Below are 12,369 nucleotides of genomic sequence, written 5' to 3' on the forward strand. Positions count from 1 at the left end.
TTCTCGGACACGAAACTCACACAGACACTGGACTTCTACCTGGGGACCCAACCAATAGTTCGGATTCACACTGGGGACCTCGACCAATCGTTTCACGTCGTCGACAATCCTTTCGCGTGAGACCTCGATCGCTGCGAGTACCCGACGAACTGCATCTTCTGTCATGTCCGCGTCCTTTCGAGATTGGTGTGCTCGCTGAGCGATTAGCGAGTGGATTCTGTAACGGTCGGTCGTCGGACCCACCGATTCGCAGTCCTCTGTATGGGTAGATGGATTGGGTGGAAAGCATCAGCCTCGGATCCGCTCTCGCTCTCCACGCCATTCGCGGTCGCGCAACTCGTTCTTGCGAGTCTTCCCGGTCGAGGTCTTCGGTAACTCAATTAAAAATACAATCTCTCGTGGCGCTTTGAAGGCTGCAATGTGGTCTCGTACGTACTGCGTCAGATCGGAATCCGAGATTGTGGAATCTGTTCTGAGAACCACGAACGCTTTGGGTCGCTCTCCCCATTTCGTGTCCGGGACGCCGATCACGGCGACGTCCAACACCGACGGGTGGGACATGAGAACCTGCTCGACTTCGATCGTAGAGATGTTCTCGCCGCCGGAAATGACGATGTCTTTCGCGCGGTCCATGAGCTGTATATAGCTATCCGGGTGCATGACTCCCAGGTCACCAGAGTGGAACCAGCCCCCGGAAAAGGCCTCTGCGGTGGCCCCGTCATCGCCGAAATACCCTTTCATTACGATGTTTCCGCGCATCACGATCTCGCCCATCTCGATACCGTCGCTGGCGACGTCGATGAGTTCGCCATGCGGACCGCGTCCAGCGCGGACCACCCGCACTGGGCCGGAGGCGAGCATTCCCACTCCCTGACGCGCCAGCAGCCTCGCCAGTGTGTCCTCATCGAGCGCGGACCACTCTGCCTGGGGTTCGCAGACTGCACACGGGCCGTACGTCTCGGTCAGGCCGTACACGTGCACTATCTCGGCTCCGAGTGCTCTGACTGCCCGGATGGTGGTCGGGCTGGGTGGAGCTCCTGCGGTAGTGATAGTCAGGCTGCGGTCGAGTGGATGCGCCGCTTCGGCAGTGGCGAGCGTCGTGAGAACAGTCGGTGCACCACTCATGTGGTCGATCTTCTCGCTGTCGATGAGTGACCACATCGCGTCACCGCGAACCGCACGGATACATACGTGAGTTCCAGATGCGGCAGTGACCGCCCAAGGCCCGCACCAGCCATTGCAATGGAACATCGGCAAAGTCCACAGGTATTTGGTGTCGGTGTCGAAGTGCTGATGGTGAATCTGACTGAGAGAATTGAGGTACGCGCCGCGATGGGTGTACATCACTCCTTTCGGACGACCGGTGGTACCCGACGTGTAGTTGATCGAGATCGTTCGGGTCTCGTCGTCGACCTCCCACGGCAAAGGCTCTTCGGCCCCGCGTTCCATGAGTGCTGCATAGGTGATGTGAGACTGCTCGGTGTCCACGTAACCACCGTCCTGCTGCGGCAGTTGAACTTTCTCCCGCACTGTCAGCAGGGACGTATTCTGCAGTTGTTCGAGCAAGTCGACTTCACCGAGGAGAAGAACAGCCTCGGAATGGTTGCATATGTACTCGATTTCCGGTGGCGACAGTCGTGTGTTGATTGCGACCAGTACGCCGCCGATAAGCGGAACTGCATAGTGTGCCGCCAGCAATTCGGCCGAATTGGTTGCCAGATAGGCAACTCGGTCACCGGGTCCGACTCCTGACCCGCGCAGACCATGCGCAAGACGTGTCACTATGGACGCGAGGTCGGAATACGATATGCGCCGCTTGCCGTCGACGATCGCGGTCTTGTTGGGATGTACCTGGGCCGAGCGCTCGAGAAATTTCAGAGGCGTTATCGGCGTGTCCAGTCCTGTCACGAAGGCTCCTTCCATACGAAGCGGTGAGGTCATTATCGTTGCAAGTCAGCGTGTTCAGTCGATTGCCATCGACTGAATCTGCTTCGACTGGGTCCGTGCGGGCGTTCGCTGAAAGGCGCGCCAGGTCATCGCGCGCGTACTGGGGTCGTCGGTGACGCCCGGCTTCAATCGATGGATTGCGTGGTTATGTGGTGACGATTTCACGATTTCAGGATTCGAATAAGCTTCATCCGAAATTTGGGCGAGTACTGCAATCCATCGATCCAAGGACTCTTTTCCATACATCTCGCCGGCCTCGGGCGTGAAAGGCTCAGGTATAAGCCACGGTTCGTGGCTGGTCCACATCGCGTCGATTCCGAAGTCAGTCATACGGTTTTGCACGTCGTGCACGTCGACACCGGTGTCTTCTTTCAGAGTCTGCATGCTGTAACGCGTCATTTCGAGGCGGGGGCTCGTACTCTCTGGGTGCGATCGAGTCACCCCTCGGATTGCGAGTAGCCCCTTCTCCATGTAGTTGTTCCCCAAGACGGAGATGTCGGACGCTTGGGCTATCCCCTCGGCGCCCATTGCTCGCACCCATGCGTACGCTTTGAGAATCACAGGCACGTTGCCCCAGAATTCGCGTATCTTGCCGACACTGTTCGGGCGGTCGTCATCGAGGTGGTAGCGCTCACCGTCGAAGGTGACAAGCGGGGCGGGCAGGAACGGGGCGAGCTCAGCCGAACACCCGTAGGCGCCGGTGGCGGGGCCTCCGACGCCGCTCTTGGGTGCGCCAAAAGTTTTGTGAAGCATGAACATACATGCATCGAAACCAATTTCGCGGGGTCGAATCTTCGACATTGTTCCATTGAAATTGGCGCTGTCGTAGAAACAAAGGCCGCCGGCTTCGTGGACGATCTCCACCCACTCCTTCATCTCCGGGTTGTAGACGCCCATGTCATCGGGATTGCCGACCATCAAGGCGGCGGTCCGATTCGACACAGCAGCCGTCAGCGCATCAAGGGACGGGTAGCCGTTCTCGTCGAGCATCAACGTAATCACCTTGAAGCCTGCGGCGGCAGCCGTCGCGGCGTTGCAGGGGTGAGTTTGGATGGTTGTGATGATTTCGTTTCGCTGTTCCAGCTCACCCCGAGAGGCATGGTAGGCACGAGTGACCGAGGCGTTGACGAAAGCCGCTTCCGCACCTCCTCCAGCTTGAAAAACGAACTGGTCCATGCCTGAGAGCTCACGCAGGATGAGATCCATCCCGTGCACAAGTTCCAGTGTTCCCTGGAGCGTGTCCTCATGCTGCAGCGGATGTACCTCGGTGACTTCCGGCCGCCAGGCAAGTGCCTCGTTGACCTGCGGGTTGTATTTCATCGTGCATGTTCCGAACAGGCTGACACCCATCATTCCCAACGTCTGCTGTGACAAGCGCAGGTAGTGATACAGGACCTCGGGCTCGGACATCTCGGGCAACGCCGGACGGTCGCGTCGGCGGACGGCAGTGGGGATCAAGTCGACCACGGCGCCAACCCGTGCTTCGATGCCTTCCTCGGCCGGCGCGATCACCGCACCCCGACGGCCGGGGTAACCCATTTCCATGATGACCGGTTCGTTCCAAACCGGGGCCTGAATTTCGTTGACCCTAGTACTCATTGCGCAATCACCTTTCCGAGAGCGCCCACCAGGCGATCGATATCAGCTTTCGTTCGAATTTCTGTGACGCAATAGAGTGCGCTGGCACCTAACTCGGGGAACTCCGATGTCAGATTTTTCCCACCGAAGATCCCACTGTCCAACAATGCAGCGTTGATCTCGTCGACGGTCTTGCCCGTGTTATCGAAGTTGACGACGAACTCTTTGAAGAATCCCGATGGGAAGGCGACACGTATCCCTTCGATCTCGGACAACAACTGTGCCGCATAGTGCGAGCGCTGCAGGATCGTCCCCCCGATGTCCTCGAACCCTTGGGGACCCATCAACGCCATGTACGTGGTGGCAGCGATGGCCCACATGTACACCGAATGACCGGTCCAGTCGTTTCCTTTGTCTCGCAAACCATAGGAGGATTGCTCGAAGAGACTCAGACCGAATCCGTACTCCCCCGTTTTGATCGTTTCGGCAATGCTGATGAACAAAGTGGGGTACTGATGAGCGTAGCGATCCTCGTCGCGTGAGGCGATGAAACCACCGACTCCTCCGCCAGTGTGCATGTGAATGCCAAGCGGCTGAATTGTTCCGACAACGATGTCCGCGCCGAAGTCCACTGGAGATGAAAGAACGCCCAGTGAAATGGGATCGACACCGACGATCGTCTCCGCGCCCGCGGCACGCGCAATAGCCGCGATCTCGGCCCCTTGCTGCTCGATTACGCCGAGATAGGATGGCGTCTCGAAATAGACCGCCGCAGTCTGCTCACCGACTGCTGCCCGGAGATCGTCCAGGTCGATCAATCCGCTGGCAGGATCGTAGTCGACCAACCGGACTCCGATGTGGCTCTCCATCTCCGTCGGTTCACAGTAATTGCGGATGACGGACAACCGCTCTGGATCGATCGCACGGACAACCGCGACTTCAGCGCGTCGAGTAATCCGGGCAGCCATTCGCAGGGCATGGCCCGCAGCGGAACCCCAACTCCGGACAGGTAGCCCCACCAGATCGAGTTCGAGCAGCTCACCCAGTTGGCTACAGAACTCGAACCATGCTTGATTGCGGCCGTGATCCGAGCTGGGCTCGCCGAAGACCGAGGTAAGCCATTCGTTTCGGCGAACCACCTCGTCGCACGCCGCGGGCACGTGGTGTTGCCACAGTCCTGCCCCAAGGAAGTTCAAGTTTTGCTCGCACGTTCGGTTCTTCGCGAGGATGTTCACGATATGCCGTCGCAGTTCAGCTTCACCGAGCGCCGGCGGCAGATCGAGTTTCCGAGTCGTGCGATGGTCGGTGGGTATTTGTTGAAAGAGCTCCTCGATGGTGGCAACGCCTATCGCCTCGAGCATCTCCTGTTGAAGCTCGGGCACGGAATTCGCCATGTACGGATGTGCTGTGGAGTTGATCATCGATACCACCTTATGTCTCATCTCATTGCCTAATTTCATGAAGCGACCTTGTAAATGACGCTGCGATCTTCGCCCGTCCGAACCTTGATATGACCGGCAAGCCTCTCGTCCAATTCGACGTCGCCGGTGTCGACACGGAGCGGCTCACCGCCCAGCGCAATCAATTTCTCGATAGAGGAAAGAACGACAATATTCTCGGGCCCAGCATTGCGAATTACTGTCGGGCTGATTTGCTGGTTGCCGCGCCCGAACAGGCTGCCTTGGCCGCCGAGAACGCCGACGACTATTCGACTCTCTCGGCCACTCATCAATCGAAGTAGCGTACTTTCATCGACGTCGGTTCCGATCAGCTTTCGGTCGAGAATGGCATCGACGCCCAAGAGGGTCGAGTGCAGATTCAACGCACAGGCAATGCGTTGTGTAGTCGTTCCCGGGCCAAGAACATACAGACACTCGGGCCGCATCTCTCGTACCAGCTGGTGAGCCGCAGCATCCATATCTTGCTCGCTCCCAGGCCGCGAGCCAGACTTCGCGTTCTGGACGAGATGACGCTCGAAAGGGCTGCGCGCATAACCGTAGAGGCGCGCGGACACTCTGTCGTTGCGAATCGCCGCCTCGTCGAGGTCCATGATCTCTGCCTCGCGTAGCCTGGCCGCAGGATTTCGGGTCAAGTGCAGTCCAGCCAGTCGGCCGGCATTCGCAGGGTTCGTGCCGAACACTGCCGAGTGCATCTTCACACCGGCAGGCACTCCGATCACGGGTAGTCGATCGCCGACTGACGAAAACACATCCCGTGCAGTGCCATCGCCACCGACGAAGAGGATCAGGTCAACCCGGAGAGCGGTCATGATGGCCGCGGTTGCGCGAGTGTCGGCAGCGGTTGAGCAGTCAGCCCGCAGTTCGTACACTACTTCCGGCGTCAGACCTGCTGCGCGCGCTGCATCTTCACCCATTTCGGCAGGACCGGTGACAAGCCGGAAGGCTACTGCGGTCGCGGCGAGTTGCGCCAAGGCCAGGCTGGCTCGAGCTTGCGCGGCCGGCCGGGCGCCACGGAATTGTGCTTCGCGGAGTATGTCGGCTCCGTCGGTACCCTTGAGACCCACGGTGCCGCCCATCCCTGCCACCGGGTTGATGATCAGGCCCAGTGTGGGCGGTGTCGCGTCCTCATCACCTGCGCAGACTACTTGCACGTCGATCTCCTATCGGAAAGCCGCACAACGCGATCGATTGCTACGGTGCGAATCGGAGCGCGGTGAAGACAATAGTTGCCGATCCCATGGAGTGGGTCGGTGCTGGCAGGCGGTCACTCAAAGGACCAGTTCACCAGGCCCTTTGTATTCTTGGATCATGTTTCCGCCATCGACGGTGATCAGTTGACCGGTGACGTACGAAGACTCTTCAGATGCGAGAAAGCCAACAAGAGCACCGATTTCGCGAGGTTCCCCGCTTCGCCCAAGCGGGGTGTTTTCGCCGCCGGTGCGCATTCCGGGAGTCAACGCTGCGGTGTTGACGTATCCGGGCGCGATCGCATTCGCTGTGATTCCGAACTGGCCATTCTCCAGTGCGATCGACTTGGTGAGTCCGACAACACCTGCTTTGGCTGCTGCGTAGGCGCCCAGGCCCGCGATAGCGCCGACAGGCCCGGTCACCGAGGAGAAGTTGACGATTCTGCCGTATCTCTTTTCGATCATGTGCGGCAAAACAGCACGTACACAATTGAATTGAGTGGTGAGATTGATGGCAAGGGTTCGCTCCCATGACTCTATCGAGGTCGTGGCAAGTATCGGCACATCGAAGTCGACATCGTCACCCTTCTTTGCCCTAGCTGCAATCCCGGCAAGATTCACCAAGCCGTCGATGACGCCGGCTTCTTTCACGACCTGGTCGATCAAGGCGACAACATCCACATGATTCGTCAGATCTACAGTGTTGGACCGGACATCGAACCCCTCGCGCTCGAGATCATCTCGGCGCTCGTGGACCTGCTCGGAGATGTCCACCAGCGTCAGCAGTGCACCCTTTTGCGCCAGCACCCGGGCGCTCCCGAAACCGATGCCTCGACGATCGGCGACTCCGGTGATGACGATATTTCTGTTCTCCAACTGGCCGGTCATGGTGTTTTCTTTCTGTAGAACGATGCCACTCGCCAATTCGGTGAGCAGAAGATGGCGTGCAACCGCGCAACGAAGTCTCGGAGGTTGCCGTATTGGTTCATCAGATGCGACACCCTTGCGGAGTCCGCATCACATCCGTTGTAGCTCTGATTCTGTCGGAGTTCTTGCGACGAGAGAAACAACGAGTCCATCCTGATTCACGCACTTTTGTTGTGGATTGATGTGATCGGATTGACGTTGCATGCCCAGATTTCTGCGTGCCGTTGTGGCTTCAGCAAGCCGAGTAACTGGCCACTACAGATTTCTCGCCGCAGACCTGCCCAACAGCGCGCTTGCTGCTCCACCGACGAATGCGATGGCCAGCACCGCGATCAATGCCACTGCCACGCCGTAGCCGCCGACCAGCAACGGAAAATTCTTGACTACCAAGAATACGAGTCCCCCGAACGCCACCAGCGACACAGTGGGCGCAAGGAACGTCGTCAGCCATGATCCTCGTTCGTGTCCACGGAAGAACACTATGACCGCCAACGAGGTCAAAGCCATCAACACGATGATTCCCAGAGTCGCTGCGCCGGAGAACCACGTGTAGAGATCGAGTACAGGGTCCAACCCCAGCCCGACGGACCCTGCAATAGCGAGCAAGCAGTACATGGTGACAACCAGAGATGCTCGCGACGGTGCGTGATGGCGGGGATGGGCTCGACCCAACGCTGAGGGAAGCAAACCTGCCGCGCCGAAGTTGAATGTGAACCGAGCGAGCACGTTGTGGAAAGTCAAGAAGCAGCCGAACAGACTTATCAAGACAAGAATCTGAACGGCGTCCTGCCCGAAGACCCCTAGGAACGTCCATGCAAGTTCGGTGATCAGGGTCTGCGGGGACTCGGTTGCTTTCGCGACGAGACTGTTGGGGCCGGTACCTATCGCGACAGCAAAAAGACTGAATGCGTAGAACAATCCGATGGCGATGATGGACACGTAGGTCGCTCGGGGAATTGTTCGGTGCGGATTGCGCGCCTCGCTCCGGAAAATGACGGTGGCCTCGAAGCCCACGAAACCGAAGAAGGCGAACATCAGGCCGAGCGACGGCGTGCCTTCGTTGAAATGGAGTGGGTTCAGGGGCGATGTGGTAAATCCCTCGGGCCCGCCACGGAACACCATGACGAAATCGAGCACCAGCATGATCGCGACTTCGAGCACAAGCGAAACGCCGAGAACCTTGGTACTCAACGCGATGTCGCGGTATGCCAACACACCAGTGATGAACAGCCACAACGTGCTCCACGCCCACCACGGAATCACGGCACCGGCGAAGTACTCGACGGCACTTGCTGTCGAAGCGCCCAGATATCCTACGAGCGCGACGAACAGCAGCGCATACGACACCAGCGCCAGTGTGGCCGCCCCCCGGCCGAAGACGTGGCCCAGGCCTGCACGAATGAAGTCGTAGAATGCGTTGGCGTCTGTGACTTCATGGGCCATTCTCGTGAAGCCGACGGCGAACACAGCCAAAGCCAGCGCCGCGACAATGAAGAACAGGGGCGACACAGGGCTTTCGCTGGCACTGACCACAACTGGAAACACCGCTACTGCGGCGGCAAGCGGGGCAGCACCGGCAGCGACCAGGAATACGACACCTCGGACGCCGATGCCCCTGCCGATAGGCACGTGGTCGGTGCTGGTATCGACACCGACGACTGAGCCAGAAGATGTGGAGGACGATTGTTGAGACATAGCTGCCTACCTGACGTGGTGGTCATTCTCGCCGATCGGGCGAGTGCGAGATGATGATTGGGGTCCAATCGATTCAGTCGTCGAGCACCGCACACGCGTTGGACGTGCGTGGTCCCGAACGCAGCGCCTTCCCGTCGTAGGCGAAAGATGACGCTCCTTCACAATCGAATCGATAGACCCGCAGAGATGCGCGTCACATTCGATGTGAGTGTGCCGCAGGACGCAGCGGCGAGGGAAACAGAATTCTCGCTCCAATTTACGCCGATCTGTTGTGAATCGGCGGTGGGCGGTCCATGATGAATTGCGTCGCAGCTGCACAGACCGAAAGCGAGTTCGATGGATGTTCATACTCGTCGTTTACGGCACTTCGTGGCGGTGGCAGAGACCCTTCACTTCACCCGTGCAGCAGAGACTCTCTACGTTTCGCAGCAGGGTTTGAGTCGCAGCATCACCGAACTCGAACACGATGTAGGCGTACCGCTACTCAACAGGACAACGCGAGCCGTCGAGCTGACGGACGCCGGCAAGGCCTTCCTCCGTTCAGCGCGTGAGGCCCTGGTAGTTCTGGACGCAGGTGTGGCAGACGCGCACCGAGCGCACTCCAAAATGTCAGGTGTACTACGCATCGGGTTTTTCGCCGCGTCAGCACTGGAACTGACCCCGTTGATCATCTCGGAGTTCAGGAGTCGGCACCCGTCCGTCAGCCCTCGGATCGAAAGCTACGACCTGACAGATCCCTCCTGTGGTCTGCGGTCCGGAGAGACCGACGTGGCGTTCTTGCGGTTACCCATCGATCTGACCAACTTGAACACCGAGGTGTTGTTCACCGAACCGCTCGCAATAGGGATGACGAGCTCACACCCTCTTGCTGCACAGGAATCGGTGCGTTTATCCGATTTGCAGGATCAGGTGATTTCGGCGCCGCGTACCGACGACGCACGTTGGCGCGCGTTTTGGACACTGCGTGATCTCGGGATCGACGACGACCGTTTGCCCCGCATCAGCAGGGACACCGCAACAATGGACGAAGAACTGGACAACGTAGCGGCCGGCGTTACTTTGTCGGTTTCTGTGCCGAGCACGGACCGATTCGCACACCGGGCGTCGCTGGTGTACCGAGTGCTCGGCGAAGTGCCGGGATCGACGCTCTGCGTCGGATGGCGCGGACAACCGACTCCCCTGGTCCAGGCATTCATCGCCGTCTCGAGAAAGGTCCGCGACGAGCGCCGCGACCTCGTAACGCGAATAGAGAGCGGTAGCGCCGAATGATGGGTGGTTCCTACCTACATCGAGCTCGACCGCGGAGCTGACCACTCGGCATCTTCATCACGTGGTAAACGCGCCGAGTGGATTCGAGACCAGGGTTGCCCGGTCGAGATCGAGCAGTTGGAGGTCACCTCGCACTCGGCGCATCGACGACCGTCCTGCTCGGTCAGACAGTGGCCGTCGATCTGCAGGTTGATGAAAACAACATCCTCGGGACTCCGTGAGACCTCCAGCTCGCCGTGGTTGACCAGTTGAGTGCACGATGCGATCTCGACAGCGGCAAACCCGCAACCTACGCACGCGCTGTCGATATCCCTCTCGCCGTCGATTGGTTCCGCTACTTCGCCGGCTGGCCGACGAAGATAGAAGGGACCACCATTCCGGTGTCAGCGGTCGTCGGCGACAGTCTCGCCCCTGACTCTCAGATCGGCCCGCTTGTTTCGCAGCGCCAGCTGGACCGCGTCCTGGGCTATCTGGACAGCGGCGAGGCTGAAAGGAGCGAAGACGGTGACCGGCGGTAGGCGCAAGGGCCGCGCAGAACATGACGCCGTGGAACTCGCATGACTCGTCGTCGCACAGGTTGCCCACCCTGCGACCGACCGGTTGTGAATCGCGCGCGTCAGGCCGAAGGGACGATTCCCCATGCAGAGGCGAGCCATATGGCATTTACGTTTTCGAGCATTCTGCGTGTGTCCTCTGGTGCGCAGCTGTTCAAGCGATCTTGGTAGAACAGGTGCATGGTCATTTCGAGCAGTGCAGTGATCAACGCGGGGACATCTGAGGCGACAGGGTGCGCGAGGCCCGCGGCTCGGTCCTTGACGACCTGCGCGCTCAGAATATCGGCGAGTCGTTCATTCCACGACTTCCACATTGCTGCAATCTGCTCGTCGAGCGGTATGGCCTGAATGGAAGCAACGAGGACCGCGTCGTGAGCGTGCCACGTGTCGACTGCGGTGCCGGCGGTACGGGCGAGGTAGTCCTCGATGGATTCGGTGTCCGATCGTACGAACGCCTGTGCTTTGTCCATCAGTTCGGTCCAGATGTCCGATGTCATCACCGCTAGCGCGGTGTACTTCGATTCGAAATAGAAGTAGTAGCCGGACCTGTTCACCCTGGCCTCAGCTGCAATCTCACCGATGGTGAGATCACTGATCGGACGAGTCGCCAGCAGCGAAGTCAGTCCATCGAGGATTGCTTGGCGCTGCCGTTCACCTTTGCTCGGGCTCAGGCGGTCACCGAGCAATCCCGAACGATTGCTACTGGACCGGACCGAACTGGTGGACATGCCGTCGATTCTATCTGCGGTATCGGTCCAGTCGAAATTCAGGATCACAGGTGCGAGTCACACTCCGGGCCGAGTGACCAATCGACCACGCACCTTGCCGGCCTCCAATCTGCGAAGGGCCGCGGGGAGCTCCTGGAACGGAAACTCCTCGACGACTGGCGAAAGCGATCCATCTGCGATCAAACCCAGCACCTCTCTCAGCTCGTCCAAGCTGCTGCCGATGGAACCTCTGATCTGAACGTTCTTGGTCACCAACAGATGGGTTGGAATCGTCGCTTCGGGTGAGCCGAGTCCGACGACCACCACGCGCCCGCCGGGCTTCACCAACTCGACCGCCTGGGCTGTGGTGGTGCCCATACCGGCGAAGTCGACCACTACGTCGACCACCCCGGGAACATCGGCAACGCTGGAGTAGCAGGCTTCGGCCCCCTGGCTCTCGGCTGTTCCGAAGACGGTGTCATCGATATCGACGCCGTAGACGGTCGCGCCCCGCAGAGCGGCGATCCGGACACCGTTGAGTCCAAGTCCGCCCAAGCCGACGATGACGATGTTCATGCCAGGTGCAGCTTCGGCTTCGACTGCAACTGCGTGGTACGCGGTTGCAGTCGAGTCGGTCGCCACTGCGGCGAGTGTCATCGGCACCGAATCCGGAATACGAATCAGATTGAGTTGTGGCACCGCAACTTTGATGGCGTAACCGCCGTCGAAGCCGAGTCCGATCGCATCCGCGAAGTCGGCTTGCTCGACCGGATGCGAGATTAGTGCGACTACGACGCGGTCGCCGACCGCAAAATCGTCTACGCCGGGTCCGACGTCGGAGATCGTTCCGGCGACTTCGTGGCCGAGCACGATGGGTCGCTTGCGCAGCCATGCGTCGCCATGCCCGTTGACGATATGTACGTCGGATTGACACATACCCGCGGCTTCGACATCGAGAAGCACTTGGCCGGGCCCCGCTACCGGTTCTGCGATGTCGACCAAGGTCAGGCCGGTGTCGGGAGATTCGAATTGGTAGGCCTTCATG

At 59.3% G+C, this 12,369-nt stretch carries 10 protein-coding genes; 2 read left to right on the top strand and 8 right to left on the bottom strand.

Going from position 1 to position 12,369, the window contains the following annotated elements:
* Positions 1 to 288: 288 nt before the first annotated feature.
* The 6 genes from ACODSO_RS17195 to ACODSO_RS17220 form a co-directional block, all read right to left on the bottom strand.
* Complete coding sequence (locus ACODSO_RS17195; protein ID WP_489037983.1) at positions 289 to 1,941, bottom strand: AMP-binding protein; 1,653 nt, start codon at positions 1,939 to 1,941, stop codon at positions 289 to 291.
* A 21-nt stretch (positions 1,942 to 1,962) separates the two neighbouring features.
* Positions 1,963 to 3,546, bottom strand: a complete 1,584-nt coding sequence (gene gcvPB / locus ACODSO_RS17200; RefSeq protein WP_489037984.1) for an aminomethyl-transferring glycine dehydrogenase subunit GcvPB — start codon at positions 3,544 to 3,546, stop codon at positions 1,963 to 1,965.
* A complete protein-coding gene (gene gcvPA, locus ACODSO_RS17205; RefSeq protein ID WP_489037985.1) occupies positions 3,543 to 4,946 on the bottom strand; it encodes an aminomethyl-transferring glycine dehydrogenase subunit GcvPA in 1,404 nt (467 codons plus the stop codon). The genes gcvPB and gcvPA overlap by 4 nt, the downstream gene beginning before the upstream one ends.
* Positions 4,947 to 4,981: 35 nt before the next feature.
* Complete coding sequence (locus tag ACODSO_RS17210) at positions 4,982 to 6,136, bottom strand: ATP-NAD kinase family protein (RefSeq protein ID WP_489037986.1); 1,155 nt, start codon at positions 6,134 to 6,136, stop codon at positions 4,982 to 4,984.
* A 117-nt stretch (positions 6,137 to 6,253) separates the two neighbouring features.
* Positions 6,254 to 7,060, bottom strand: a complete 807-nt coding sequence (locus ACODSO_RS17215; RefSeq protein WP_489037987.1) for an SDR family NAD(P)-dependent oxidoreductase — start codon at positions 7,058 to 7,060, stop codon at positions 6,254 to 6,256.
* Between the two features lie 294 nt (positions 7,061 to 7,354).
* Positions 7,355 to 8,728, bottom strand: coding sequence for an APC family permease (locus ACODSO_RS17220; protein ID WP_489037988.1), 1,374 nt, complete (start codon positions 8,726 to 8,728; stop codon positions 7,355 to 7,357).
* Between the two features lie 402 nt (positions 8,729 to 9,130).
* Here ACODSO_RS17220 and ACODSO_RS17225 point away from each other — a divergent pair, with 402 nt between their 5' ends.
* Together ACODSO_RS17225 and ACODSO_RS17230 are read left to right on the top strand one after the other, a co-directional pair.
* Positions 9,131 to 10,063 (top strand): LysR family transcriptional regulator, encoded by a 933-nt coding sequence (locus ACODSO_RS17225; RefSeq protein WP_489037989.1) that lies wholly within the window; start codon positions 9,131 to 9,133, stop codon positions 10,061 to 10,063.
* Positions 10,064 to 10,311: 248 nt separating this feature from the next.
* Positions 10,312 to 10,581 carry a hypothetical protein gene (locus ACODSO_RS17230; RefSeq protein WP_489037990.1) on the top strand — a complete coding sequence of 90 codons (270 nt, stop codon included), beginning with the start codon at positions 10,312 to 10,314 and terminating at the stop codon, positions 10,579 to 10,581.
* A gap of 98 nt (positions 10,582 to 10,679) precedes the next feature.
* On the opposite strand, the gene ACODSO_RS17235 is transcribed toward ACODSO_RS17230, so the two are convergent.
* Positions 10,680 to 11,345: a TetR/AcrR family transcriptional regulator gene (locus ACODSO_RS17235; protein WP_489037991.1), complete on the bottom strand. Its 666-nt coding sequence runs from the start codon at positions 11,343 to 11,345 to the stop codon at positions 10,680 to 10,682.
* Positions 11,346 to 11,402: 57 nt separating this feature from the next.
* A complete protein-coding gene (locus tag ACODSO_RS17240; RefSeq protein WP_489037992.1) occupies positions 11,403 to 12,368 on the bottom strand; it encodes a zinc-binding dehydrogenase in 966 nt (321 codons plus the stop codon).
* Position 12,369 lies beyond the last annotated feature (1 nt).

This window comes from Rhodococcus sp. FG69 (genome assembly GCF_057808915.1).

What these genes read in the sequence shown, in the direction of transcription:
- ACODSO_RS17195 (WP_489037983.1), bottom strand. Translation starts at nt 1,941, where the DNA reads ATGACCTCACCGCTTCGTATGGAAGGAGCCTTCGTGACAGGACTGGAC.
- gcvPB (WP_489037984.1), bottom strand. Translation starts at nt 3,546, where the DNA reads ATGAGTACTAGGGTCAACGAAATTCAGGCCCCGGTTTGGAACGAACCG.
- gcvPA (WP_489037985.1), bottom strand. Translation starts at nt 4,946, where the DNA reads ATGATCAACTCCACAGCACATCCGTACATGGCGAATTCCGTGCCCGAG.
- ACODSO_RS17215 (WP_489037987.1), bottom strand. Translation starts at nt 7,060, where the DNA reads ATGACCGGCCAGTTGGAGAACAGAAATATCGTCATCACCGGAGTCGCC.
- ACODSO_RS17225 (WP_489037989.1), top strand. Translation starts at nt 9,131, where the DNA reads ATGGATGTTCATACTCGTCGTTTACGGCACTTCGTGGCGGTGGCAGAG.
- ACODSO_RS17235 (WP_489037991.1), bottom strand. Translation starts at nt 11,345, where the DNA reads ATGTCCACCAGTTCGGTCCGGTCCAGTAGCAATCGTTCGGGATTGCTC.
- ACODSO_RS17240 (WP_489037992.1), bottom strand. Translation starts at nt 12,368, where the DNA reads ATGAAGGCCTACCAATTCGAATCTCCCGACACCGGCCTGACCTTGGTC.